Raw genomic sequence first — 24,163 nt, forward strand, 5'->3', positions numbered from 1 at the left:
AAAAATGTGACTGGAGTGAACGTGGATGCAACCGAAACAACGCATACTCAATGCCCCGGTATATCAACCTGGCAAGCCGATTGATGACGTGAAACGTGAATATGGTTTGACCGAAGTCATCAAGCTGGCGTCCAACGAAAATCCTTTTGGTTCCTCACCGAAGGCGAAAGCTGCCATTGCGGAACAGTTGGACAATTTGGCCCTTTATCCAGACGGTGCAAGCCTTAATCTGCGCTGGGATCTTGCTGACTTCCTCGGAGTCAAACCAGGCCAATTGTTTTTCGGCAACGGGTCTGATGAAATTCTGTTGATGATCTCTCGTGCTTTTTTGAGCGAAGGAACAAATGCAGTCATGGCGACGCAAACGTTCTCGCAGTATCGCTCAAATGGGATTATTGAAGGTGCAGACTTGATTGAGGTGCCGTTGAAAGATGGCGTTCACGATCTTGAAGCGATGGCGGCTGCCATCAACGAACAAACAAAGGTCGTATGGATATGTAACCCGAACAATCCGTCAGGTACGATTGTAACAACATCCGAGTTGGAAGCTTTTATGAAAAAGGCTCCAAAAGATGTCCTCGTCGTGTTGGATGAGGCTTACTACGAGTATGTGGTGGACCCAGAATATCCACAAACAGTACCGATGCTTGCTGAGTATCCGAACCTGATTATTTTGCGTACGTTCTCCAAAATCTACGGTCTGGCTGCCCTTCGTATCGGCTACGGGATCGCGTCAGAAGAGCTCATTTCCTCACTGGAACATGTGCGTGAGCCTTTCAATACAGGCACACTTGGACAGGTAGCAGCACGTGCGGCATTACAAGACCAGGAATTTGTGAAAACATGCCGTGATCGTAACCGAGAAGGCATGAAGCAGTTTACCGATTCATTTGACGAGTGGGGACTCTCCTACTATCCATCTCAGACCAACTTTATCTTGGTTGATTTGAAAAAGGATTCCGATGAGGTATTCAAAAAGCTGCTCTCTCAAGGCATTATCGTTCGCTCTGGTAATGCGCTAGGCTTCCCGGGTTTTCAACGTATTACGATCGGGACCAAAGAGCAAAATGACAAGATTCTTTCTGTCTTAAAAGAAATCGTGACTGGAGCATTGAAATAAAGGACGAAGATGCCGGGCATGCCTCGGCATTTTTGTCTAAGAGAGATATAGGAAGGATAGAGAGTGGAGATGAAAAAAACCACTATTACTGTAATCGGCGTCGGATTGATCGGCGGCTCCATCGCGCTGTCAATGCGACGCGATCCCAATATTCGGGTAGTCGGTTACGATTTACGTCAGGATTGTTTAGATAAAGCACTGACCTTGGGTGTCATTCATGCAGGCACAACTGATTTGCAGACCGCAGTTCGAGAAGCAAATGTCATTTTCCTCGCATCACCTGTAGAGCAAATCGTTGCAACCATTCGCTCGTTAGTGGAAATGGAACTGCAGCCGGGTGTGATCATTACAGATGTTGGCAGTACAAAAGCAGGTATTGTGAGACAAGCGGGGGATGTCATTCCCGACCATGTAACGTTTATAGGTGGACATCCAATGGCCGGCTCGCACAAATCCGGCGTGGAAGCTGCTTCTGATCGTCTGATGGAAAACGCCTATTATGTTTTGACACCAGCGCCGGGAACATCTGAAGAAAAAGTAAAGCAATTGTCTGAACTACTTTCACTGACTCGCGCAAAAATCGTGCAAATGGACGCGGATTCGCATGATCAGGTCGTGGGTGCAGTTAGTCATTTCCCGCATATTCTCGCTTCTGCTCTGGTCAATCTGGTGGCAGGGTACGACGAAGAAAATGCTTGGCATGCAACCCTTGCTGCTGGTGGCTTCCGTGACATTACGCGCATTGCTTCGAGCAACCCTCAGATGTGGCGTGACATTTTGCTGCAAAATCGTGATCCGATCCTAAAAATCGCAAAAGATTGGGCAAACGCATTAGAAGATGTCGTTTCTCTGGTAGAACAGGGAGATCCAAAAGGAATCGAGCATTTCTTCAAAACGGCCCGAGAATTTCGCGACAGTTTGCCAGAGCGTAAAACGGGTGCATTGCCTCCTTTGAACGATTTGTATATCGATATCCCGGACCACCCGGGTGAAATCGGACGAATTACGACATTGTTGGGAGCAAGACAAATCAACATCACGAATCTCCAAATCAGAGAGACACGAGAAGACATTTATGGGGTGCTACGGATTACGTTCCATTCGCAACAAGAGTTGGAAAAGGGAGAGGAAGTTCTTCGCTTTTTCGATTACAATGTATACAAGCGCACATAAGTGTTTTTATGCAAACACACTTTACAACGAAGACGCTTCACAGTGCGACTGGTGATCTGGGAGAGCGTGAGAGAGAAAAGGAGTGGAAGTAATGCTTCGCGTACAACAAGCCAAACAAATCAAAGGTACCGTTCGCGTGCCAGGAGATAAATCCATTTCCCACCGTGCAGTTATGTTTGGTGCTCTAGCAGAAGGAACGACGACTATTGAAGGCTTTTTGCCAGGTGCCGATTGCTTGAGCACGATTAGCTGCTTCCGTCGGATGGGTATCGAGATTGAACAACAAGGAGATGCCGTAACCGTACAGGGAAAAGGCTGGTATGGTTTGCAGGAACCATCTCAACATTTGGATGTTGGGAACTCCGGTACGACCATTCGCTTAATGGCAGGGATCATGGCGACACAGCCTTTCCATGTGGTGATGGAAGGCGATGAGTCTATAGCCAAAAGACCAATGCGCCGCGTGATCGGACCGCTCCGTCAAATGGGCGCCAAAATCGACGGAAGAAAAGACGGCGAATTCACACCGCTATCCATTCGGGGTGGGGAGCTTCAAGGGATCGCGTATCAATCCCCGGTTGCAAGTGCACAAGTGAAGTCAGCGATTATGCTGGCAGGGTTGCAGGCAAAAGGCGTGACGAGTGTAACAGAGCCACATTTATCCCGCGATCATACAGAGCGTATGCTGCAAGCATTTGGTGTACAGGTTGTGCGTGATGGTTTGACCGTTTCAGTAGAGGGTGGACAAAAACTGAAGGGCCGTGCCATTTCTGTTCCTGGTGACATTTCTTCCGCTGCCTTTTTGATTGCAGCTGTAATGGTCGTACCAGGCAGCTCTCTTCTCATTGAAAACGTCGGAATCAACCCAAGCCGCACGGGCATCATTGATGTTGTCAAGGCGATGGGGGGAAGCCTGGAGCTTTTGAATGAGCGAGTCGTAAATGAAGAGCCGGTTGCAGACCTCCTCGTGACGCATTCGGAGCTACATGGTATTGAAATCGCCGGAGATATTATTCCGCGTCTGATTGACGAAATTCCAGTGATTGCAGTCATGGCAACGCAGGCAAAAGGACAAACCGTTATCCGTGATGCCGAAGAGCTGAAAGTAAAAGAAACGGATCGTATTGCCACGGTGGTGAGCCAACTGTCCAAATTCGGTGCGAGGGTAACACCTACAGATGACGGAATGATCATCGAAGGAAAGACTGGACTTACAGGGGCTGTCATCGATAGCATGGGGGATCATCGAATTGGCATGGCGATGGCGATCGCAGGTCTCGTTGCCGATGGGGAGACGACAATCGAAAATGATGATGCGATTGATGTATCGTTCCCTGGCTTCCATGACTTGCTTGTGAAGATCAGCCAGTAATGAAAGAATGAAAGAGAAGTCTGTTCCTTTATAGGGGAGTAGGCTTCTTTTTTTGTGCGAAGGAAAAGCGTTCCGAATTTTAGCAAAAATGATTTGACAAGCGCTTACATTCCGTTTATTATAAAACTACAGTATGGTTTCTCTCCACTCCTATCCAATATAAGAAAGCACGTGTGTGCTACCGTCGTTTGAATGCGCTTACATCAACGGCGGTCTTTTTTTGTTTAAAAAGCGGTTTGACTCGAATGAGTACTTTTTCCCCGGTCTGTGCATATGCTCGTACAAAGGTAGTGTCCGCAAGAGAAGTAGGAGGGGGACGAGCTATGCTGGAGCGAGGGATGGTCATACGCGGGGGAACGATTGTCACAGCACGGGGAATGAAAGAAGCAGATATTTGGATCCGTCAAGGAAAAATTGTACGAATTGCTAAAGACACCTTGACGAAAAACCCCTTCAACGATTTATTTGAAGAAATAGATGCTACCGGTATGTATCTTCTGCCCGGTTTTGTCGCACTCCTGACACATTCGTTGTATAAAATCAAAGATGTAGATGTTTATATAGCGGCCATGCGAAATCTCATCAGCACGGGATGTACAAGCCTGGTAGACGTCTTCCGGCCAGAGCGTTGGATGAGCAGACCGCAAATTCACTTCCAACAAACGCAGCATTTCAACAGCTTGTTGGATTACGTTTGGCACGTAGAAATCGATGTCGCTGATCTTCATGGTGACCGCTTAGGGGAATGGATGAATCATGGCTATTCTTCGTTTCATGTCACGATTCGAAATCCAGAAGAAATTTCCACAATAAAATGGGAAACGCTTTTGCAACTTCATACGTCTAAACATACGATCCTGCACATGCAGGTACAAAATGATCCGTTTCTGAAAAAGGAACAACGGGAATTCATTCGAAAGAGTTGGCTGGAGGCTACTCGTTATTGGCGGTTGCGTACTGTCATTACTGATTCTCAAGCGGCCTTTCATTTTGAAGAAAATGACCCGTACCTGCATATCTTTCGTTTGCCGGCTGAAGTGACGGATCAAGGTCTTCGTCAATTACATCGCCAATGGTTTGGGAGCTGGCAAGTAGCATCTCCGATTCACGATGTGCGGATTGATACACGGAAGAGCTGGTGTACGCCCGAAGAATTGCTATGCTTGCTAGTCAGGCTCGCTTCGACAAATGTTGCAAAAGCAGTTGGACTGTATCCACGAAAAGGAAGCTTGACAACTGGCGCAGACGCTGATATCGTTTTCCTGAAAAAGGAAAACTGGTTGACAAAGAATGATCTTTCCACTATTCTCAATTTTAGTGAAATGCATCTTCCAACATCTGTTATGTCGAACGGTAAATGGATATATCGAAATATGCGATTTATCCCCTTGATTGGTATGGGTAAGTGTTTATTCGACACGAAGCCCTACGCTTATGTCATATAACCCCGGTTTGGGGGTTTTTTCGAGAATGGTTTCCAGTAGACAGACGTGAAAAAGAATCGTAAGGTCGCGCAACTTTTTACATCCCCAGCAGTCTAATTATGCAAAAGGCCGCTGAGGGATCGGAATCGCAAGGAGGTAATCTCTGATCATGACCGATTCCCAGCTTATCCGAGAGATTAAAGAAGGTAATCTGGAATGCTATGCTGAACTGATTCGTCGATATGAAAAAAAGATCCTCTCATTTGTCACTCATCTTTTGCGTCAGGCACATTTAGAGCATATAGCGGAGGATATATGTCAGGAGACGTTTTACAAGGCGTATAAGAGCATTCATTCTTTCCGAGATGTAGAAGCTACATTCTCCACCTGGCTCTATACGATTGCACGCAACTCCGTACTCAGTGAATTGCGCAAGAGTCGCAATTCAGACGTGTATCTGGATGATACGTTGCAAGTACCTATGGCATCTCCCAAGACACTGCCTGAGCAAGTTTTGCTCCGGAATGAACGGGAGAGCATGGTAAGACTGGCGATCAACAGCTTGCCAGAGAAGCAACGCTCTGCACTGATATTACGTGAGTACGAACAAATGGATTACACAGAAATCGCTACGATTCTGGATTTAACAGTGAGCTCTGTGAAGTCTCTACTGTTTCGAGCGCGGCAAAGTATTCGTGGACAGTTGGAAAACTACATCCTGGACCCTCATTTGGATGAAGCTGAAGGGATGAATCGATGATGAGATGTGAAGAAGTTCAGGAAATTCTGCCTGAATACGCCGAAAATCTGTTGCCTGAGGTGACCCAACGCCGGGTTGATCACCATATGGCGGCATGCTATGCCTGTCGTTCCGACTATGAGATTTGGTCGGACAGTGGTGAATGGATGGAAATGGATAAAGAAGAATACCATTCTGTAACTCCATCACGTTCCATTGTTGACGCGGTGATGGCCCGTATTTTATCGGAAGAGCAGTGGGCGATCCCGATTGGCAGAAAAATTTTCAGCGTGACAGCGAGAATGCGACGCATGGCTGCGAGTGTAGCTGTTTTGTTGCTCATGGTCTTTTCGTTCACTTTATATGTGAATACAAGCACCACGGAGCATGCGAATTCGCTCGTGATTAACGGAGAAGTTATGGAGATTAACTCGCCAAAAGCGCAGGTTATTTCTTCTTCCATGCAAACAGACGACGGTACATACGTGGTAGAAGCCCAGCCATATACGACGCAAGAAGATTCGCTGGAACATGCTACTGCTTCGATCGTACCGCTCGATGGGAAGCCGACTTCTACTGATTCAGCCAAACCGAATTACAGCATTGTACTTAGTATTTTTGGAATCCTTATTACTGTTCTTACAATGAGCTGGCTAACGCGAGCATAATGGTATATGATCAAGAGTAAAAGAAAAGACCGTCTTCGGACGGTCTTTTGTGGCTATTTTATTAGAGTGGTTGTTCAACAAGCGCGAAGAGCAACAAGGCCACGCAAAATACATATGAGGTGAAAGAAATGCCGAAAAAGTGGCTGTATGTTATAGACGAAGCGATCAAGCGGATCGAAAACGATGAAGTTGAATTGGGCTTGACCGCTCTGCAAAAGGTTCAGGAGCATGGAAAGGATTTGCCGGATGTCATGATGTATTTGGCAGAGGTCTGGTATCGACTCGGTCATTTGGAAGAGGCGAGTCAATTGCTGACAGATGTCATGGCCAAAAATCCGCAAATGGATTCTTCTTTGCGCAGAGAATGCCAGCTGCTGCTAGCGGAGATTGCTTTGGATTCCAGTGATTTTGAGACGGCGCAACATCTTCTTTATGAATGCAAAGAATCTGGCTTTGAAAGCATCCAGCTTGATTTGTTGCTAGCGGATCTGTATTCACTTCAAGATTTAGATGAAGTGGCGGTCAAGTATTTGGAGCAAGCAAGACTCAAGGAGCCAGACAACCAAGATATTATGGCAGCGCTGGGTAACTTGTATTTCCGCATTGGCGAAGACGAGAAAGCAATGAAGCTCCTGGAACAAGCCGGGGATGAAAGTCTGTCTATGCTTTTGACGAAGGGGCGCTCGTACGCACAAAGCGGTCAATTCGAACAGGCTTATCAGGTATTCCGTCAGGCGCTGGTCATGGATCGTTCGCCAGAAGTACTCTACGGTTGTGCACTGATGGCTTTCCACGTAGGACGACTGGATGAAGCAGCAGAATTGGTCAGCAGTTTGCAAGCGGTTGACGAGGAGTATGTGGCTGCTTATCCGTTAGCTGCAGATGTGAATCTATCGATGGGGAAAACAGAAGCCGCTATTGAAGCGTTGAAACAATATGTGTCTTTGTCCGGTTTCGATTTGGATCAGATTCGCAGGCTGATTGCCCTTTTGACTCAAGCCGGCCGCTATGAGGAGGCGAAGGAATACCAACAGCTTCACGATTTGTGGGACCATGAATCCGACGAGGAGCAATAAAAAATCGACAAACAGGAAGTCACTTCGGTGGCTTCCTGTTTATTTTTCCGCATTTTGGCAAGAATGAGTGACAAGTAAGCCATCGTAAAGAAGGGATGCACAGATGAACTTGGCTGAGATCTTGGTTTACACCGATATCCGGCAGCTCCATCAGATTGCCAACCATTACGGATGCGAATGCAACCCTCATTCCAAAAACGAATTGATTACGTCACTGTTGTCTAGCTTGAGGCACAGGTTGACAATCTCACAAGAAGTTGAGCAGCTGAGTAGTGTAGAAACCCATTTTTTGCTGCAATTGTTCCTGGACAAGCGTACGGTCATGTCGCTTGAGGATTTGTTGGCGAAGGCTGGAGTGGCACTGGCGTGTGAAAAGGAAAAAAAGCAGGAGGAAGGACGGAAGTTTGTCGCGGCTGCAATGAAGCGAGGATGGGTTTTTCCGGCGAAAAGTAAGACAGTAGGGCAGTACCAAATTCCGCTGGACATCCGCGAGCCGTACTTGCAAGCATGGCTGACAAAATGGCGTGAGTCAAACGCATCTTTTCATCCTGGGCCGCAAGCGTACAGGGATGAAGGAACAGCACTATGCGATGATATCATGCAATTTTTACAATTTCTCCAGCAGGAGCCAGTACCGCTAACCGCAGAAGGTGGCATGTACAAGAGACATCAGCAGCAGCTTTTTCAATTTTTGTACGTAAAAGAAGAGCCGCTATTGCCGCAAAAATGGCGTTTTGGGTACGGGCTGCATTTTGATTTATACCCTGACCGCTTTTCCTTGCTCTACGATTTCTGCTACTATCACCGATGGATCGTCGAAGTCGACGGCAAAGTAGCAGTAACGGAAGCGGGAAGAGAACGACTGGAGCAACCGTATACCGATCAATTGTACCATGATGTCATTCGCTTCTGGATGAGGCTGTACAAGCGGGCTGTCCCCAACTTGCCGATGTTGGTTCAGCTCATTCCGTTGATCGCGTCGGCTGGATGGGTAAGTCAGCAATCTCTAATGGACACGCTACTCCATTGGATGAAAGAGTTTTACTACGATTCACCCACAGATATCTTGGTGAATCGGGTATGCAAAATGATGGTGCATCTTGGATTGTTGCGCGTCGGCCAAGACGAACAGGAGCAGTGGCTATACACCGCGACGTATGCGAGCCAGACTTGGCTTCGAAAATACAATGGTTTTACCGAAACGACTATTTTATTGAAGTGAGGGATGGGTATGGAGTGGCCGAATTTCTATTCCAACGCGTACGGAACGAACAATCAAATGGTTTCCGGTTTGCTATCTGAAATGGTGATCGACGAGCAGATGCGTCAATACCGCAAGCGCACGCTGATTCAGGAGATTGATGAGGCACTTGCATCGAAAAACAAAGAGCTGTTTATGCGCTTAACAGACGAATTGAAAGAAATCATGGCTTACGAGCAAGCCTAAATACATATCGTATGCGTTATTGCGAGTCTCCAACCATTCATGGTACGCTTGTTTCCAGAAATGAACAAGGAAATGAGGAGACGGCTCTATGCAGTGGAACTTGAACGATTTTGAAAACTGGGAGGAGTTGCGATCCTTTGTGGATACCGCGCTGCTCCCTCTTTATTTGTACAGTACGGACAGAAAAGTAGAAGAGCATGTTGTTCGGATGAACTACTTGTTAAATGTAGCTGCCGGGATTGAACAGCGCCTAAAGGGGCGAGTGCTGCTGTTTCCGTTAAGCTATCAAATAGGAGAAGAACAGCTGGAACAACGAACACCGGCGGAATTCCCCTATAAAGTACTGCTTCATTTTCGCGGAGAGCAGATTCAAGTAATGGAGAGGGCAGAAGAAGGCGTGTTGACGTTATTGGTAGGGGATGAAGACTTGGAATCTTCTTTGCGCTTCGAAGTGACCGTGGATGTGCTGTACAAAGAGGTCATCAAGTTGTGGCAAACTGGGCAGCGATAATCCATTTGACTAAAATAAGAGACGCAATAGAGAAAGCGTTTTCCGGTAATACTACAGAAAAATGGGTGGGGCAAGGTCTTAAATTTGACAATCTGGCAACAATATCCTGTCACACATCGTTTGTGCAAAGACATGTCCACTGGACATTCTTGACATCTTTATAGGCGTTAGCTATGATTGGGATTGACCTAGTGTATATGTATAAAAATGCCATCGTAGCGCTATTTTACAGGATAAGGAGGGAAAAAGATATGGGAGACAAACGCGAAATTTCCAGGCGTACATTTTTGAACTACGCCCTTATGGGAACTGGCGGATTCCTTGCTGCGGGAATGATCACCCCAATGATTCGTTTTGCGGTAGACCCCCTTCTGCAAGGACATGCAGGTGGAGATAAAGTAGCTGTCGGCAGTCCGGATGAGTTTAGTGCCGTGCCAAAACGCGTTGAATTCAAGGTCCATACCAAGGACGGTTGGTATGAATCAGAATCAACACTTACTGCATGGGTTACCAAGAACGACAAGGGTGAGATTCTTGCTCTGTCCCCGATCTGTAAGCACTTAGGGTGTACGGTTGACTGGGGAACTGGTGCAGGCCAACCGAATGAGTACTTCTGTCCTTGCCACATGGGTCGTTATACGATCAATGGCGAGCACATTTTGGGAACGCCACCCACGGCCTCTCTCGATGAGTATGAGACAGAAGTCAAAGATGGAAAATTGTATTTAGGTAAAGTAAAAGCAAATCCTCGTCCGGGGGTGAACGGCTAAAATGATGCAAAAAATGTATGATTGGGTCGACGAGCGCTTAAACATCACTCCGATGTGGCGTGACTTGGCTGACCACGAAGTACCTGAGCACGTGAACCCGGCACATCATTTTTCCGCTTTTGTTTACTGCTTTGGTGGACTTACGTTCTTTATTACCGTTATTCAAATCTTGTCTGGTATGTTCTTGACGATGTACTATGTACCAGACGTTATCAATGCTTACGAATCCGTTAAGTACCTGCAGAACGAAGTAGCGTTCGGGGTAATCGTGCGCGGTATGCATCACTGGGGTGCCAGCTTGGTCATCGTGATGATGTTCCTACATACTCTGCGTGTATTCTTTACAGGTGCATACAAAAAGCCTCGTGAATTGAACTGGGTAGTCGGCGTATTGATTTTCTTCGTTATGCTGGGTCTCGGTTTCACAGGTTACCTCTTACCTTGGGATAACACCGCATACTTTGCGACCAAAGTAGGTGTGCAGATCGCTGACTCTGTACCTTTAATCGGTCCATACGTGAAAACATTGCTTACAGGCGGAGACATTCTAGGAGCGCAAACGCTTACCCGTTTCTTCGCAATTCACGTGTTCTTCCTTCCAGGCGCGCTGCTTGGTCTGTTGGGAGCTCACTTTGTAATGATCCGTTCGCAAGGTATCTCGGGTCCACTATAATCGGTCTTCGAAAAAAGGAGGAAATAGCATGGCAAAACAAGATAAAGATGCTACCTTCGTCGGAGATTCCCGAGTATCGGCGAAGCGTATTCCAAACATTTCTCCATCCTACTCCGACTTTCCAGGAAAAAATGAGCCGTTTTGGCCAAACTTCCTGCTGAAAGAGTGGATGGTGGCAGCCGTTTGCTTGGTTGGTTTCCTTGTGTTAACGGTTTCACACCCGTCGCCGTTAACTGACAAAGCAAACCCGAATGATACATCATTCATTCCGTTGCCAGACTGGTACTTCTTGTTCCTGTATCAATTGCTGAAATATCCATGGGCTGCAGGGGATTGGGTCGTTCTTGGGATCGTTGTTATTCCAGGTATCGCATTTGGTGCACTGATGCTGGCTCCTTGGCTGGATACCAGCAAAGAGCGTCGTCCTAGCAAACGTCCAGTTGCTACAGGATTGATGCTGACTGCACTCGTTGGTATTTTCTACTTGACTTGGGCAGCAAACCATGAATATCATCTGGCTCACCCAGATAAAGGTAAAGGAACTGGTGGCAAAGAGGGATCGAGTGCAACTGCACCTGCTCCAGCTGACACCAGCTTTAAAGCAGATGCGCTTTGGAAAGCGCAAACAAGCTGTATGGGGTGCCATGGTAAAAACATGGAGGGTGGCATGGGTCCAAACCTCCAAAAAATCGGCGCAACTTTGGATGCAGCCAAGATTACTGATATCATCAAGAACGGTAAAGGCGCAATGCCAGGCGGTATGATCAAAGATGATGCAGAAATCGCAAAGCTGGCTGACTACTTGGCTGGCTTGAAATAAGCTAATAGGGGAAAAGCTGGCTGGTAATGCGGTCAGCTTTTTCGTTAGCGGCGTACACAGCGGGAGACGATTATAGATGATCTGGATATGGGAGTGGTTTCGGCAATCTTTGGGCAAAAGGTGGTTTCTTTGGACGCTGTTCGTCGTCAACTTTTTAGGAACCATATATGGATTCATCTGGTATGGTAACCAATTGGCTGAGACACCAGCATATTTGATTCCTTTTGTTCCGGACAGCCCGACAGGTAGCGGACTTTTTTCGCTTGTACTCCTTACCTATTTGTTGGGTCGCCACATTCCTGTACTGGAAGCTTTGGCTGGCATCACCAATTTTAAGTATGGTGTCTGGGCCGTCTGCATTATCGTGGCTGGTTGGATGATGGGCAATGAAGTGCGTTGGACAGACGTGATGCTGATTATTTCCCACACGGGCATGGCTGTGGAATCTGTTTTGTACGCACGTTTTTACAAGCTAAGTCTTCTGCCGGTGGGAATCGCTGCGCTGTGGACACTGAATAATGATTTTCTCGATTACGTCATGGATATCCATCCGTGGCTGCCGAGTGTGCTGGATCCGTATGAGGGTTTCGTAGGTTTGTTTACGGTTCTTCTCAGTCTGATCTCGATCTCGGTGATCTGGTGGGTAAACATGAAGTATACGACAAATAAGGTCTAATCTTGTCCTCCTTTCCATAGTCTGTACTAGGGAAGGAGGTTATTTGCGTTGAAGAAAAACATCCGGTTTTTATTATTCTTTCTCATGATCGGGTTGTTCTTGTCGTGGCCCATTCATAACTTGTACTCGAAGCTAAATCAACCGATAGAACAAAAGCAGTTGGCAGCATTGGATCAAATTGCGCATGAGTTCCTGACGTATGCAAAAAAGGGAGATCTTGAAGGCGCAGAGCAGCGCATCGTCCAGCTAGCAGACCGATTTCCGAACCAGCATTTGCCCAATCCGATACGTATTGAGAGTCTGAATGCAGTGACCCAGTCTATATTGGCAGCCAAGCAAAGCTTTGCTTCCGCAAATGCAAGTGAACAGCAATTGCTGTGGCATGCCACGCGGGTCCGTATCGCCATAGACGCCCTTACCCATGATCACCAGCCGATGTGGCGTAGCTACTATCCTTCTCTCGTAACACAGGTCCAAAACCTGCAGCTATCCGCTGTTGAGCGGAATTTCAGTCAGTTTCGCGAACAGTTCGATGAGAACTACCGGTTATTTTTGGCCATCAAGCCGGGGATGAGTATTCAGCTTCCAGAGGGGCAAATGTCCTCGATTACGGTTGCGTACGATATCATATCCAAAGAGATGCGGAACACCCAAGTAGATTGGCAGCTTGTTCGAGAGGCATTGCGAGAATTGAACAGCTCCTTTCAAGTGGCTTTTGTGGGAGAAGAGAAGAGTACGCTTGCTCGTTTGATGATGCGTCCAGACTCTCCGATTGTTACTCTCGCTTCTATCATGATAGCTTTGATCATGGCCTTGTCTTATGTGGCATGGAAGAAATACAACGGAGAAATCCGTTCGACCTAATAGGTGCAAAAAGGTGCAAAAACCCTTGCCTGTATGAAAAGGCAAGGGTTTTTCTGTGCTGCTTCATGTTAGTCGTGAAGCGGTTTCTTGTTTTCATCAAGGGTGAAGCCTTCTCCGAGAACTTCATGCACATCATTGACGATGACAAAAGCATGCGGATCAATTTCTTGCACAATGGTTTTAAAACGCATGACTTCGTTTCGGCTGACAACGACATAGATGACTTTCTTTTCCTCGCCAGAGTAGGCGCCTTTACCGGCTAAGAGTGTCACACCACGACCTACATCGAGAATGTGCTTGGCGATGCTATCTGCTTCGTTGGAGATGATTGTCAATGCTTTTCCTGCATAAGCGCCATCTTGGAAAAAGTCGATGACACGTGCTGCGATAAAGACGACGACAAGGGTGTACATGGCGCTTTCTAGGTTCAAATAGACGAGGGACGCCCCAATGACCAAGATGTCTCCGAAGAACAACGTCCTTCCCATACTGATACCCATGTATTTCTGAAGGAGTCTGGCAATGATGTCCACACCGCCGGTCGTTCCGCCGTACCGGAAAATAATCCCTAAGCCGACACCAACAGCTACCCCGGCATACAGGGAAGCAAGCAAGCGATCTTTCATTGGCAACGGAAGCACGCCATCAAATAAGGATAAAAAGACGGAAAGAGAAACCGTTCCCAAAATCGTGTAGAAAAAAGAGGTTCGTCCAAGAATTTTCCAGCCCAAGAAAAATAACGGTACGTTTAGGACAAAGAAGACGATTCCCTGATCCACAACAGGAACTAACAGCTTGATCAAAATACTGATACCGGTGATACCGCCCTCAGCTAGATGATTGGGAATGTTGAACGCGTTAATACCAAATCCCATAATGGCAGAACCGATGATAATGGCAATGATACTGTCAAGACGAATTTTCATATTTCCTCCTGTTCGCCGGACCAGGAAAAGGCTTCCCCCCGGACTTGATGTGCAGGTAATACTTGTGTTACCTGAGGGCTATCCGAAAGCCATTATAAATGAACGCTCGTTTGATTGTCCATATGCTGGAAAGACGAAGTATTGTGATTTGGCAAACGAAGCCTTTTTTAGTACGATAGGTGAAAGAGAGAAGAATGTGAAAAAGGAGTGGTCGGATGGAACGGCAAAAGACTATGCAAGAGATGCAGCAAGAAGTTGATCAATACATATCGCAATTTAAAGAAGGATATTTTTCTCCGCTGTCCATGCTGGCTAGAATGACAGAAGAAGTAGGCGAATTAGCCAGAGAGATTAACCATTTTTATGGAGAAAAACCGAAGAAAAAGGACGAAGGCGAAAAAACAGTAGAGGAAGAGCTGGGTGACGTACTCTTCATTGTAATTTGTTTCGCAAACTCACTCGGAATCGATTTGCAGGAAGCGTTTGATCGTATTATGCACAAGTTTAATACACGCGATAAAGATCGCTGGACAAGAATAGAGGAGAACGAGCAGCATGACTAAACAAATTCGTGTAGCAGTTGCTGGCGCAAATGGTCGAATGGGGCAAGAAGTAGTGAAAATGCTAGCGCAGGATACCGCGCTCGTTTTTACAGGCAATTTGGATACGCGTGTGAGCGAAGAGGGAATCAATCAACAATTGGACGAAATGAAGCCGGATGTTTTGGTAGACTTTACGACACCGCATACGGTGTATCGTCATATGGAGCTCTGTCTGGCTCGTGGTGTGCGACCGGTGGTTGGTACAACAGGGCTGACAACAGAGCAGCTCCAAGAGATGACGGAGCGCTATAGAGAAGCGGGACTGGGCGCCATCATTGCTCCGAATTTTGCAATCGGAGCGATTCTATGTATGAAGTTTTCCGCAATGGCAGCAAAATATATGCCGCATGTGGAAATTATCGAGCTGCATCATGACCGAAAGCTGGATGCGCCAAGCGGAACGGCATTGAAGACCGCCGAGATGATTGCAGCCGTTCGTGAAGAGCTCAAGCAAGGGCATCCTGAAGAGGTAGAAACAATTCCAGGCGCTCGCGGAGCAGATTACGAAGGATTCCGAATTCACAGTGTCCGCCTGCCAGGCATGGTCGCCCATCAAGAGGTTTTGTTTGGGGCAACAGGCCAAACACTGTCCATACGCCATGATTCGATTAACCGGGAATCTTTCATGCCAGGGGTAAATATGGCTATTAAAGCGGTAATGAATATGAACGGATTGATTTACGGATTGGAACATCTGATTGATTAAACGTTTGATTAACATACACACGATACCCAGCCATAAAGGGAGAGGTTTTCTTGAAAATTGCATTGATTGCCCATGATCGAATGAAAGAACAGATTGTGCAACTAGCGATGGCCTATGAATCCATTTTGGCAAAGCATGACCTGTATGCCACAGGAACAACTGGGTCGCGAATCATGGAAGCTACGTCGCTTTCCCTAACCCGATTTCTTTCAGGGCCATTAGGAGGCGATCAACAAATCGGTGCGATGATCGCCCGCAATGAGATGGATTTGATTATCTTTTTGCGTGATCCGCTTACCTCTCAACCGCATGAACCTGATATTATCGCACTGCTTCGACTGTGTGATGTGCACAAGATACCGTTTGCCACCAATCTCGGTTCGGCAGAAATCATGCTGAAGGCCTTGGAAATGGGACAACTGGATTGGCGCGAAGTGGTGCGTGAGGAGAATGAAGCATGAGTTCACTCGATATTTTGGCAATCGGCGCTCATCCTGACGATGTCGAGATCGGAGCGGCAGGCAGTCTGATATTGGCAGCTAAAGAGGGAAAACGCGTGGGGATTCTCGACTTGACCTACGCAGAATTGTCTTCGAATGGAACGGTGGAGAGAAGGCAACAAGAAGCGGCTGCGGCTGACCAAGTGATGGGAGTGGCTGCACGCTTTAATTTTGGACTGCCTGATCGCGGCTTGGAAGCAGTCAGGGAAAGTGCGATTGAACGTGTCGTAAAGCTCATTCGTGAAACACGCCCAGCCATTGTGCTTGCGCCTTATTACGCGGATCGTCATCCAGATCACGAAAGCGTAAGTCGGATCGTTCGAGAAGCGGTGTTTAATGCGGGTATCCGCAAGTATTTGCCGGAGCCTTCTTTGCCTGCCTATCGCCCATTGCAATTCCTTTACTATTTTATTAATTCCACTGTCACGCCACAGGTTGTCGTGGATATCACTGCTGTTTATGAGCAAAAAATGGAAGCGCTGCGTTGCTACCGCAGTCAGTTTGAGCTTGAAGAAGGCAGTGTCCAAACACCACTTACCAACGGGTATCTGGAGTCTGTTGAGTATCGAGAGCGACTGTTTGGTCAGCAGGCTGGTGTAGCCTACGCAGAAGGATTTGTCAGTGCAGCTCCGTATGTATTAAAGAGCTTGTGAGAAGGGGTGACACTGTATGAAGATCGGGATTACTTGCTATCCGTCATTGGGCGGATCGGGCGTAGTAGCCACAGAGCTGGGCAAGCTATTGGCTGAGCGAGGACATCAAGTCCATTTCATTACAGGTGGAATGCCATTTCGTTTAGGCGCGTTTCACCCGAACATTTTCTATCATGAAGTAGAAGTGAACAACTATGATGTTTTTAAATATCCACCCTATGACTTGACCTTGGCGAACCGAATGGCGCAAGTGGCAAAAAATGAAAGCCTGGACTTATTACATGTGCATTATGCTGTTCCACATGCATTGTGTGCGTTCCTCGCCAAGCAAATGGTAGGGGATCATTTGAAAATTGTGACCACACTGCACGGGACGGATATTACTGTTCTGGGTTATGACTCGAATTTGAGTGATATGATCCGCTTCGGCATTGAGCGAAGCGATTTGGTAACAGCGGTGTCCAATGATTTGATCAGGCAGACAAAAGAGCTGCTGCATACTGAAAAAGAAATTGTTCCTGTGTATAACTTTGTAGACAAGCGGCGTTATTACCCGAAAGAGGTTACGAAGCTGAAAAAGGTATTTGCACCGAATGGTGAAAAAATTCTTATGCACATTTCTAATTTCCGTCCGGTCAAACGAGTGCCGGATGTGATTGAAATATTTTCGCGTGTACGTGAAGAAGTGCCTTCCAGGCTGATCCTTATTGGTGAAGGTCCCGAAATGGGGCTGGTCCGCAAGATGATTGCCGAGCTCGGTCTGAATGACGATGTTTGCTTCCTCGGCAAGCAGGAAGACGTCGCCGAGGTATTGTCGATGGCAGACATTATGCTGCTTCCATCAGAAAAGGAAAGCTTCGGTCTCGTCGCACTAGAAGCAATGGCTTGCGGTGTGCCAGTCGTCGCAACAGTGGCAGGTGGTTTGCCTGAAGTCGTACTGGATGGTGTGAACGGCTTCTTGCGTCCAATTGGCGACGTGGAAGGCATGGCGAAAGAAACGATACGTCTCTTGCAAAACGAAGAGCTCTACCGCGAATTCTCCGCGAATAGCATTGAGCGATCCTGCAAAACGTTTTGTCACGAAACGATTGCTTCGCAGTATGAAGCACTGTACGCCAACTTACTGGCAAGCAAAACTGAAGAAAACCTAAGTTTTTGAACGTAAGATGGAGCTTTTAGCTAGCTGATGCACTTTGGATATAAAAATAAACAATCCATACAAAACTCTCATGATAAACGCCTCCTTGAGTAGATCAGGCGGAGCAAACCAGAAAGGGGGGATTGGATTGGCGATAGAATTGGCAAAGCGTGTTCTCGACAGATTGGAGGAACACGGTTTTGAAGCTTACTACGTGGGTGGTTGCGTCCGCGATTGGCTATTACAACGACCTGTTCATGATATAGATATATGTACGAATGCCCATCCCGGCGACGTCATCCGATTGTTTCCCGATCATGTCCCGACTGGTCTGAAACACGGTACTGTATCTGTAAAAGTCGAGGGGGAGCTGTTCGAAGTCACGACGTTTCGGACGGAAGGAAAATATGAAGTTTACCGTCGACCCGCTGAGGTTCAATTCGTTTCGGAACTTCGGCTCGATCTGGAGCGACGGGATTTTACGATGAACGCAATGGCGATGGATCGTCATCAAGTATTGCACGACCCTTTCCGTGGACAAGAGGATATGGAGCATCGGCTGGTTCGGGCTGTAGGCATTCCGCTAGAGAGATTTCAGGAGGATGCCCTTCGGCTATTACGGGGTGTGCGATTTGCTTCCCAGTTAGGTTTTGCTATTGAAGACCAGACCATGCTCGCCATGAAACAGACTGCGCCATTGTTAGCTCATATTGCTGTGGAACGCATACGGGAAGAGCTGAATAAAACGCTCGACAGCAAAGCCCCAGAGGTTGGTTGTCAGTTGTTGAATGAAACGAGGCTCATGGCTTATGCCCCTGAGGTAGAAAAACTGTTCATCTTCTCGAATGAGCATGCTTGGCGGCTCCGTCATTTGCAAACCGTGACGCAAAAATGGTCGTTGCTACTGTTTGCAGCGAAATATTCGCCTGTGCAATCGCGTGAAGTATGCCAATTCCTCAAAATGTCCAAACGCGAAACAGAAGCAATTTGTTGCTTGGTTGAGCTTTTGACGCGATTGCAGCCGCAATGGGATGTCCCCCAAGCGATGGAGTGGGGGCCATTGCTGCTTGAAGTCGGGTGGGACACTTGCAACGAGTTTTTCCTTTTACTGCAAGCGTGTTGGTGGAAGGAGAGGCATTCGTTTTCGAAGCAAGCACTCCTCGATCAATACGAAAACATGCCTGTCAAAACCATCAAGGATTTGGCAATTACGGGGCTTGACCTGCAAGTAGCCGTTCAGAAAAAGCCCGGCGAGTGGATTGTCCGCGTCTTGGAATCGTTGCTTAGACAAACGGCACTGCATGGTTTACCAAATACACCAGAAGCACTCGTCGAAGTTGCAAAGAAAGAGGTTGCACAAGATGAACATTAAGCAAGTCATCCTTCAAGCATTCCGTGATCAGCCAGGCAGTTTCATCTCTGGTGAAGAATTGAGCCAAACATGCGGTTGCTCCAGGACGGCGGTTTGGAAACATATCGAAGAGCTGCGCCGGGATGGTTACGAGGTAGAGGCGGTGCGAAAATCGGGGTATCGCCTGTTGGTTGCCCCTGATCGCTTGTCAGCAGCAGAAATCATGGCTGGATTGGAAACGAACCGGATTGGTCAAAATGTCATCGCTTACGATGAGGTGGTATCTACACAGCCACTGGCACACGAGGCTGCGGCAAAAGGGGCAGTAGAAGGTACGATTGTACTGGCAGAACTGCAAACAGGTGGGAAAGGAAGACTCGGTCGCCCCTGGCATTCTCCGAAAGGAACGGGGATCTGGATGAGTTTGATCATCCGACCTGCGATTCCGCTACCAAAGACACCTCAGATGACGTTGCTAACGGCGGTTGCTGTAGCGAGAACGATCCGGGAAGAGACTGGGCTCCCTGTCAAAATCAAATGGCCGAATGATATTTTTATTGGTGACAAAAAAGTATGCGGGATTTTGACGGAACTCAATGCCGAATCTGATCGGGTCAATTATTTAGTGATCGGAATCGGGCTCAATGCCAACAGTATCGAGGCGGATTTTCCATCTGACTTGGCACAGATTGCCACTTCACTTCGAATTGAATCTGGCGAGCCACTCAAGCGCGTTTCTTTTATTCAGCGGCTCTGTCGAATTTTTGAAGAAGAGTATGACCACTATTTGCAGGCTGGCTTCGAGCGTGTAAAACAAGAGTGGGAGAATCATTCGTACACCATTGGCAAATGGGTGACCCTCCAGACGATTTCACAACAGTTGGAAGGTCGTGCCGTTGGCTTGGATGAAGAAGGCGTACTCAAAGTCGAGGATCAGACTGGACAGATTCACAAAGTTTATTCGGCTGATGTCAATTATCGTGCAAATGATTAAATCATTTGCTATACTCCAATTTGGAGGCTGTATCACTTGGTGAACGGTACTCCCGGAGTATTTTTGTATCTATCGTGTAATCTTAAATCAATACGTGTAAGGACAAAAATCTGCTCAGAGCCTGTGTGGACCGAGACAGAAGGAATCCGCTAACGCAAAATGTCTTTTTGACATGGACAACCTTCTCCCGATTGACGCGAGAAGGTTTTTTTATTCCTCACACGATCCACGGGCTTGATGCGAAGAGGAGCAATGAAAAATGGCACAAAACGACAGACCTATTACGACTTCGAGTATCCGCAAGAAAAAAGAAATGCGAACCCCGATTACCATGGTGACCGCTTATGACTATCCGTCAGCGAAATTAGTGGATGAAGCTGGCGTTGATATGATTCTGGTTGGTGATTCGTTGGGAATGGTCGTACTCGGTTATGACTCCACCATCCCTGTTACGATGGAGGACATGCTACACCATACGAAAGCAGTAACGAGAGGGGCCAAGCGTGCATTTGTCGTGGCAGATTTGCCTTTCCTCAGCTATCACGGAACAGTTGAGGAAGCGGTGAAAAACGCGGGCAGACTAATGCAAGAAGGGCTGGCCAAGGCCGTCAAAATGGAAGGGGGCCGCGAACTCGCCCCAATCATTACACGCTGTGTACAAGCGGGCATCCCTGTCGTTGGACATATTGGACTTACTCCGCAATCGGTACATCAATTAGGCGGTTACAAAGTACAAGGAAGAGATCTGGAGGCAGCCAAAAAATTGCTGGACGAAGCCCTTGCGATTCAAGAAGCAGGTGCATTCGCCATTGTGCTGGAATGTGTTCCGGAAGAGGTCGCTGGCATGATTGCAGACAAGCTGGACATCGCTGTGATTGGAATCGGAGCGGGTGCGACTTGTGATGGGCAAGTGCTGGTGTTCCATGATATGGTCGGCTACGCATCGGATATCACACCGAAATTCGTGAAGCGCTATGCAAACATTGGCGAAACAATCCGTGAAGCTGTGGAGACTTATAACAAAGAAGTGGAAGCAAGAAGCTTCCCAGCGCAAGAGCATGTCTTCCATGCCTCCGAAGAAACCATCAAGGAACTGTACGGGGAAGGAGTGAAGCAGTCATGATGCAAACCATGATGCAGCAAGTCTCCACGATTGCAGAGATGCGTGTTCATATAAAAGAAGCGCGTAGGCAAGGAAAAACGATTGGAATGGTACCAACCATGGGCTTTTTGCATGAAGGACATCTCAGCTTGGTGAAAGCTGCCCGTGAAGTATGTGACTTGGTTGTGATGAGCATTTTCGTAAACCCGTTGCAATTCGGACCGAATGAAGACTTTGAACGTTATCCACGCGATATCGAAAGGGATAGCAAAATGGCGGAAGAAGCGGGAGTGGACTTTCTTTTTACCCCGGAAGTCAGCGAGATGTATCCGACGCCGATGTTGACCAATATTTCAGTAGCAAATGTGACGACACCATTGTGTGGAGCTTCTCGTCCAGGTCATTTTGATGGCGTATCGACCGTCGTCAATAAATTGTTTCAAATTGTCCAGCCCGATCTCGCCTTTTTTGGACAAAAGGATGCCCAGCAGGTAGCCGTTGTAACGCAAATGGTCCACGATTTATCGATGCCAGTACAAATCGTTCCATGCCCGATAGTACGGGAAGCGGATGGGCTTGCCATGAGCTCTCGGAACGTGTACTTGTCAGCAGATGAGCGAGCACAAGCACTCGTGCTATCACAGAGCCTGAGGCAAGCAGAAGAATGGCTAAGTGAGGGTGTGGCTCTTTCTACAATCAAGGATCGTATCACGCAAATGATTTCCGAGAAGCCGTTGGCTGATATTGATTATGTGGAAATTTTGAGCTATCCAGCGCTTACTCCATTGGAGCAGGAAACGGCAGGTCAGACCATCATCATCGCGCTGGCTGTTCGTTTTGGCAAAACACGTCTGATCGACAATACGATTACATCAATCAAGTAGAGATAAGGGAGGAATTGTTAGTGTTCCGCACCATGATGAAAGCAAAAATCCATCGCGCAACAGTAACTGAAGCAAACTTGAACTATGTCGGCAGTATTACCATCGACAAAAATTTGTTGGATGCGCTGGATATTTTGCCAAATGAAAAAGTACAAATCGTCAATAACAACAACGGAGCGCGTCTGGAAACATACGTCATCGAAGGTGCTCCAGGCAGTGGCGTCATTTGCTTGAACGGAGCAGCTGCACGTCTTGTACAAGAGGGCGATATCGTTATTATTATTGCCTATGCGATGATGACGGATGAAGAGGCGAGAACCTACAAGCCACGTGTCGCCATCATGGATGAAAAAAATCAGATCAAAGAATTGATTGCAGAAGAAGTACACGCGACGATTCTGTAAGCGATCTGTCGACTCCTGCATAGAGCCACCTGCCTTGTGAGACAATGAAAGTACTCATGCCTCATAGGGGGTGGCTTTTCTTGTGAAAATCGAAGACTGGTTTCATACGCTTCGGAACAAAGCGCAGACGATCGAAGAGAAGTGGCAGGGGGCTTCTGAACAAGAACGTCTTCAGCTCGCGGAACAATTGTTTCAATTGCGCCAAGTAAGTGATACAGTCGTAGACCTGTGGCTGCAATTCGAAGAAAAATTATCGAATGCGATCCGTAACATCAAGGAAATGGAAGGACAGCTTCCGGCAGAAGAGAAAAAGCCGGATCAGTTGAAGGGTAATGCAGAATCACCAAAGGCAGTAGAAACAGAAAAAACAGCAGAGGGAAAAAAGAAAGAGTATTCCCCGGAAGCGGGTCCATACGAGCCGATTTTTCGACGTGGGGAAGGCTTTTATCATCTGCGCATGTTTCAAGACGCAAAAAAGTGCTTTGCAGAACTAGTTCAAAAATCGCCAGACTGGGAAAGTGGGCGCTTGTACTACGCTTACAGTCTCCTTTTGTGTGAGGAAACAGAATTAGCCTTTCGGGAATTCCGTCTTCTCGGCAGGACGGCAGGCTCACCTACCGTTGTGGCCATCAGTTTTAATGCCATCGGATGCATACTTGCGGAAGAGGAGCAATGGCTGGAGGCGGCGCAAGCTTTCAAGACGTCTCTCGAGATCAAGCCGGAACAGGAAGAAGCCAAGTACAACCTCGCGCTCTGCTATTTAAGAGATGGCGATGCACAGGAAGCTTTGGACGAATTGGAACCGTATTTAGAAAAAAACGAGCACGATTGGGAAGCGCAGATGCTATGGCTGCGTGCTGCCAAGTTATTGCATACGATGGACCAGACGGTGGAATGGAGCCCACCGAAAGGCTTGCAACTGCCGACACGTGATTTGGACAGCGATACTCTTCAGGAAATGGCCTCTTTATACGAAACAGTGGGCAATTACCACCGGGCACAGATTTGCTATCACTTTTTGACGGAGCGTTCCCCAAAAGAAGGCTGGACGTGGCATGGCTTGGCCTGGAATACATGGCTCATTGCGGGTACGAAAAGGGCATTGACGCTCGTTAAAAAAGCGATTAGTCTCGCACCCGAAAATGATGACTTTCTTTTTAGTTATGGTTGGATGTTGTTGTTTGACGGAAGGGTAGACGAAGCGATCAAAGCGTTTCGGATCATACTAGAGAAAAACCGAGACAATCGCCTCGGACAATCCGGGATGATTTCCGCATACGAAAAGCTGGGGGATACACAAGAAGCAAAACGGTTGGCAAAGTATTTCCTGGAAGACGCTGAGCCATATGTACGTTCGTTAGGGTATTTTCATCTGGGGAGAATCGCGGTTGTGGAAGAAAATTGGCGCCTAGCTGAACAATATTTTCAACGGGCATTGCCATTCGCAGAACAGTTATGGGAAATCCCCATCTATCTGCAATTGTGTGCAAGCAAGCTCGGTCAAACAGAAATGCAAACCGAGCTCGTACAGCCTTAAATGTACAGGAGAGCAGGAATATTTCCCATCGTT

At 47.3% G+C, this 24,163-nt stretch carries 27 protein-coding genes; 26 read left to right on the forward strand and 1 reads right to left on the reverse strand.

From position 1 onward, the window contains the following. The first annotated feature begins 25 nt into the window (after nt 1-25). The 15 genes from hisC (at nt 26) to HP567_RS16160 (ending at nt 13,333) form a co-directional block, all read left to right on the forward strand. Complete coding sequence (gene hisC / locus HP567_RS16090) at nt 26-1,120, forward strand: histidinol-phosphate transaminase (RefSeq protein WP_173609499.1); 1,095 nt, start codon at nt 26-28, stop codon at nt 1,118-1,120. A 69-nt stretch (nt 1,121-1,189) separates the two neighbouring features. After that, on the forward strand, nt 1,190-2,293 hold the full coding sequence (locus HP567_RS16095) for a prephenate dehydrogenase (protein WP_173609830.1): 1,104 nt from the start codon (nt 1,190-1,192) through the stop codon (nt 2,291-2,293). Between the two features lie 91 nt (nt 2,294-2,384). Next, the gene (aroA, locus tag HP567_RS16100) at nt 2,385-3,665 is read left to right on the forward strand and encodes a 3-phosphoshikimate 1-carboxyvinyltransferase (RefSeq protein ID WP_173609498.1); all 1,281 of its coding nucleotides are present in this window, start codon (nt 2,385-2,387) and stop codon (nt 3,663-3,665) included. Nucleotides 3,666-3,988: 323 nt separating this feature from the next. After that, a complete protein-coding gene (locus HP567_RS16105) occupies nt 3,989-5,110 on the forward strand; it encodes an amidohydrolase family protein (protein WP_173609497.1) in 1,122 nt (373 codons plus the stop codon). Nucleotides 5,111-5,258: 148 nt separating this feature from the next. Continuing rightward, nucleotides 5,259-5,849, forward strand: coding sequence for an RNA polymerase sigma factor (locus HP567_RS16110; RefSeq protein ID WP_007716581.1), 591 nt, complete (start codon nt 5,259-5,261; stop codon nt 5,847-5,849). After that, nucleotides 5,846-6,496 (forward strand): zf-HC2 domain-containing protein, encoded by a 651-nt coding sequence (locus HP567_RS16115; RefSeq protein ID WP_173609496.1) that lies wholly within the window; start codon nt 5,846-5,848, stop codon nt 6,494-6,496. Before HP567_RS16110 ends, HP567_RS16115 begins: the two co-directional genes overlap by 4 nt. Nucleotides 6,497-6,624: 128 nt before the next feature. Then, nucleotides 6,625-7,572, forward strand: a complete 948-nt coding sequence (locus tag HP567_RS16120) for a tetratricopeptide repeat protein (protein ID WP_173609495.1) — start codon at nt 6,625-6,627, stop codon at nt 7,570-7,572. 103 nt (nt 7,573-7,675) lie between these two features. Then, nucleotides 7,676-8,794, forward strand: coding sequence for a hypothetical protein (locus HP567_RS16125; RefSeq protein ID WP_173609494.1), 1,119 nt, complete (start codon nt 7,676-7,678; stop codon nt 8,792-8,794). 9 nt (nt 8,795-8,803) lie between these two features. Then, the gene (locus HP567_RS16130; RefSeq protein ID WP_173609493.1) at nt 8,804-9,019 is read left to right on the forward strand and encodes an IDEAL domain-containing protein; all 216 of its coding nucleotides are present in this window, start codon (nt 8,804-8,806) and stop codon (nt 9,017-9,019) included. Between the two features lie 88 nt (nt 9,020-9,107). Beyond that, nucleotides 9,108-9,530 (forward strand): DUF2487 family protein, encoded by a 423-nt coding sequence (locus tag HP567_RS16135; protein WP_173609492.1) that lies wholly within the window; start codon nt 9,108-9,110, stop codon nt 9,528-9,530. Nucleotides 9,531-9,781: 251 nt separating this feature from the next. Further along, complete coding sequence (locus tag HP567_RS16140) at nt 9,782-10,300, forward strand: ubiquinol-cytochrome c reductase iron-sulfur subunit (RefSeq protein WP_173609491.1); 519 nt, start codon at nt 9,782-9,784, stop codon at nt 10,298-10,300. A 1-nt stretch (nt 10,301) separates the two neighbouring features. After that, entirely contained in the window at nt 10,302-10,973 is a 672-nt protein-coding gene (gene qcrB / locus HP567_RS16145; RefSeq protein ID WP_007716591.1) for a menaquinol-cytochrome c reductase cytochrome b subunit, read from the forward strand. A gap of 28 nt (nt 10,974-11,001) precedes the next feature. After that, entirely contained in the window at nt 11,002-11,793 is a 792-nt protein-coding gene (locus HP567_RS16150; protein WP_173609490.1) for a menaquinol-cytochrome c reductase cytochrome b/c subunit, read from the forward strand. A 76-nt stretch (nt 11,794-11,869) separates the two neighbouring features. Further along, nucleotides 11,870-12,469 carry a DUF1405 domain-containing protein gene (locus tag HP567_RS16155; RefSeq protein ID WP_017248137.1) on the forward strand — a complete coding sequence of 200 codons (600 nt, stop codon included), beginning with the start codon at nt 11,870-11,872 and terminating at the stop codon, nt 12,467-12,469. Between the two features lie 48 nt (nt 12,470-12,517). Beyond that, nucleotides 12,518-13,333 (forward strand): sporulation protein YpjB, encoded by an 816-nt coding sequence (locus HP567_RS16160; RefSeq protein WP_173609489.1) that lies wholly within the window; start codon nt 12,518-12,520, stop codon nt 13,331-13,333. A 68-nt stretch (nt 13,334-13,401) separates the two neighbouring features. Here the strand turns inward: HP567_RS16160 and HP567_RS16165 are convergent, their stop codons facing one another. After that, nucleotides 13,402-14,259: a YitT family protein gene (locus HP567_RS16165; RefSeq protein WP_173609488.1), complete on the reverse strand. Its 858-nt coding sequence runs from the start codon at nt 14,257-14,259 to the stop codon at nt 13,402-13,404. Between the two features lie 215 nt (nt 14,260-14,474). Here HP567_RS16165 and HP567_RS16170 point away from each other — a divergent pair, with 215 nt between their 5' ends. The 11 genes from HP567_RS16170 (at nt 14,475) to HP567_RS16220 (ending at nt 24,130) form a co-directional block, all read left to right on the forward strand. Next, entirely contained in the window at nt 14,475-14,822 is a 348-nt protein-coding gene (locus HP567_RS16170) for a nucleotide pyrophosphohydrolase (RefSeq protein ID WP_016740047.1), read from the forward strand. After that, nucleotides 14,815-15,567, forward strand: a complete 753-nt coding sequence (dapB, locus tag HP567_RS16175) for a 4-hydroxy-tetrahydrodipicolinate reductase (protein ID WP_173609487.1) — start codon at nt 14,815-14,817, stop codon at nt 15,565-15,567. Before HP567_RS16170 ends, dapB begins: the two co-directional genes overlap by 8 nt. A gap of 50 nt (nt 15,568-15,617) precedes the next feature. Beyond that, a complete protein-coding gene (locus HP567_RS16180; RefSeq protein WP_173609486.1) occupies nt 15,618-16,028 on the forward strand; it encodes a methylglyoxal synthase in 411 nt (136 codons plus the stop codon). Next, nucleotides 16,025-16,720 (forward strand): bacillithiol biosynthesis deacetylase BshB1, encoded by a 696-nt coding sequence (bshB1, locus tag HP567_RS16185; RefSeq protein WP_173609485.1) that lies wholly within the window; start codon nt 16,025-16,027, stop codon nt 16,718-16,720. The genes HP567_RS16180 and bshB1 overlap by 4 nt, the downstream gene beginning before the upstream one ends. A 16-nt stretch (nt 16,721-16,736) precedes the next feature. Beyond that, complete coding sequence (gene bshA, locus HP567_RS16190; protein WP_173609484.1) at nt 16,737-17,879, forward strand: N-acetyl-alpha-D-glucosaminyl L-malate synthase BshA; 1,143 nt, start codon at nt 16,737-16,739, stop codon at nt 17,877-17,879. A gap of 127 nt (nt 17,880-18,006) precedes the next feature. Then, nucleotides 18,007-19,230 (forward strand): CCA tRNA nucleotidyltransferase, encoded by a 1,224-nt coding sequence (locus tag HP567_RS16195; protein ID WP_173609483.1) that lies wholly within the window; start codon nt 18,007-18,009, stop codon nt 19,228-19,230. Beyond that, entirely contained in the window at nt 19,220-20,203 is a 984-nt protein-coding gene (locus HP567_RS16200; RefSeq protein WP_173609482.1) for a biotin--[acetyl-CoA-carboxylase] ligase, read from the forward strand. The genes HP567_RS16195 and HP567_RS16200 overlap by 11 nt, the downstream gene beginning before the upstream one ends. 259 nt (nt 20,204-20,462) lie before the next feature. Then, complete coding sequence (gene panB, locus HP567_RS16205; RefSeq protein ID WP_173609481.1) at nt 20,463-21,326, forward strand: 3-methyl-2-oxobutanoate hydroxymethyltransferase; 864 nt, start codon at nt 20,463-20,465, stop codon at nt 21,324-21,326. Next, on the forward strand, nt 21,323-22,189 hold the full coding sequence (gene panC, locus HP567_RS16210; protein ID WP_217367020.1) for a pantoate--beta-alanine ligase: 867 nt from the start codon (nt 21,323-21,325) through the stop codon (nt 22,187-22,189). The genes panB and panC overlap by 4 nt, the downstream gene beginning before the upstream one ends. 20 nt (nt 22,190-22,209) lie before the next feature. After that, nucleotides 22,210-22,593 (forward strand): aspartate 1-decarboxylase, encoded by a 384-nt coding sequence (gene panD, locus HP567_RS16215; protein ID WP_007723146.1) that lies wholly within the window; start codon nt 22,210-22,212, stop codon nt 22,591-22,593. Nucleotides 22,594-22,675: 82 nt separating this feature from the next. Next, on the forward strand, nt 22,676-24,130 hold the full coding sequence (locus HP567_RS16220) for a tetratricopeptide repeat protein (protein WP_173609480.1): 1,455 nt from the start codon (nt 22,676-22,678) through the stop codon (nt 24,128-24,130). The last annotated feature ends 33 nt before the right edge of the window (nt 24,131-24,163 follow it).

This window comes from Brevibacillus sp. M2.1A (genome assembly GCF_013284355.2).
Lineage (GTDB): Bacteria > Bacillota > Bacilli > Brevibacillales > Brevibacillaceae > Brevibacillus.

What these genes read in the sequence shown, in the direction of transcription:
- HP567_RS16095 (WP_173609830.1), top strand. Translation starts at nt 1,190, where the DNA reads ATGAAAAAAACCACTATTACTGTAATCGGCGTCGGATTGATCGGCGGC.
- bshB1 (WP_173609485.1), top strand. Translation starts at nt 16,025, where the DNA reads ATGAGTTCACTCGATATTTTGGCAATCGGCGCTCATCCTGACGATGTC.
- HP567_RS16135 (WP_173609492.1), top strand. Translation starts at nt 9,108, where the DNA reads ATGCAGTGGAACTTGAACGATTTTGAAAACTGGGAGGAGTTGCGATCC.
- HP567_RS16115 (WP_173609496.1), top strand. Translation starts at nt 5,846, where the DNA reads ATGATGAGATGTGAAGAAGTTCAGGAAATTCTGCCTGAATACGCCGAA.
- bshA (WP_173609484.1), top strand. Translation starts at nt 16,737, where the DNA reads ATGAAGATCGGGATTACTTGCTATCCGTCATTGGGCGGATCGGGCGTA.
- HP567_RS16110 (WP_007716581.1), top strand. Translation starts at nt 5,259, where the DNA reads ATGACCGATTCCCAGCTTATCCGAGAGATTAAAGAAGGTAATCTGGAA.
- dapB (WP_173609487.1), top strand. Translation starts at nt 14,815, where the DNA reads ATGACTAAACAAATTCGTGTAGCAGTTGCTGGCGCAAATGGTCGAATG.
- HP567_RS16155 (WP_017248137.1), top strand. Translation starts at nt 11,870, where the DNA reads ATGATCTGGATATGGGAGTGGTTTCGGCAATCTTTGGGCAAAAGGTGG.
- HP567_RS16140 (WP_173609491.1), top strand. Translation starts at nt 9,782, where the DNA reads ATGGGAGACAAACGCGAAATTTCCAGGCGTACATTTTTGAACTACGCC.
- aroA (WP_173609498.1), top strand. Translation starts at nt 2,385, where the DNA reads ATGCTTCGCGTACAACAAGCCAAACAAATCAAAGGTACCGTTCGCGTG.
- qcrB (WP_007716591.1), top strand. Translation starts at nt 10,302, where the DNA reads ATGATGCAAAAAATGTATGATTGGGTCGACGAGCGCTTAAACATCACT.
- panC (WP_217367020.1), top strand. Translation starts at nt 21,323, where the DNA reads ATGATGCAAACCATGATGCAGCAAGTCTCCACGATTGCAGAGATGCGT.
- HP567_RS16105 (WP_173609497.1), top strand. Translation starts at nt 3,989, where the DNA reads ATGCTGGAGCGAGGGATGGTCATACGCGGGGGAACGATTGTCACAGCA.
- hisC (WP_173609499.1), top strand. Translation starts at nt 26, where the DNA reads ATGCAACCGAAACAACGCATACTCAATGCCCCGGTATATCAACCTGGC.
- HP567_RS16150 (WP_173609490.1), top strand. Translation starts at nt 11,002, where the DNA reads ATGGCAAAACAAGATAAAGATGCTACCTTCGTCGGAGATTCCCGAGTA.
- HP567_RS16130 (WP_173609493.1), top strand. Translation starts at nt 8,804, where the DNA reads ATGGAGTGGCCGAATTTCTATTCCAACGCGTACGGAACGAACAATCAA.
- HP567_RS16200 (WP_173609482.1), top strand. Translation starts at nt 19,220, where the DNA reads ATGAACATTAAGCAAGTCATCCTTCAAGCATTCCGTGATCAGCCAGGC.
- HP567_RS16120 (WP_173609495.1), top strand. Translation starts at nt 6,625, where the DNA reads ATGCCGAAAAAGTGGCTGTATGTTATAGACGAAGCGATCAAGCGGATC.
- panB (WP_173609481.1), top strand. Translation starts at nt 20,463, where the DNA reads ATGGCACAAAACGACAGACCTATTACGACTTCGAGTATCCGCAAGAAA.
- HP567_RS16165 (WP_173609488.1), bottom strand. Translation starts at nt 14,259, where the DNA reads ATGAAAATTCGTCTTGACAGTATCATTGCCATTATCATCGGTTCTGCC.
- HP567_RS16170 (WP_016740047.1), top strand. Translation starts at nt 14,475, where the DNA reads ATGGAACGGCAAAAGACTATGCAAGAGATGCAGCAAGAAGTTGATCAA.
- HP567_RS16125 (WP_173609494.1), top strand. Translation starts at nt 7,676, where the DNA reads ATGAACTTGGCTGAGATCTTGGTTTACACCGATATCCGGCAGCTCCAT.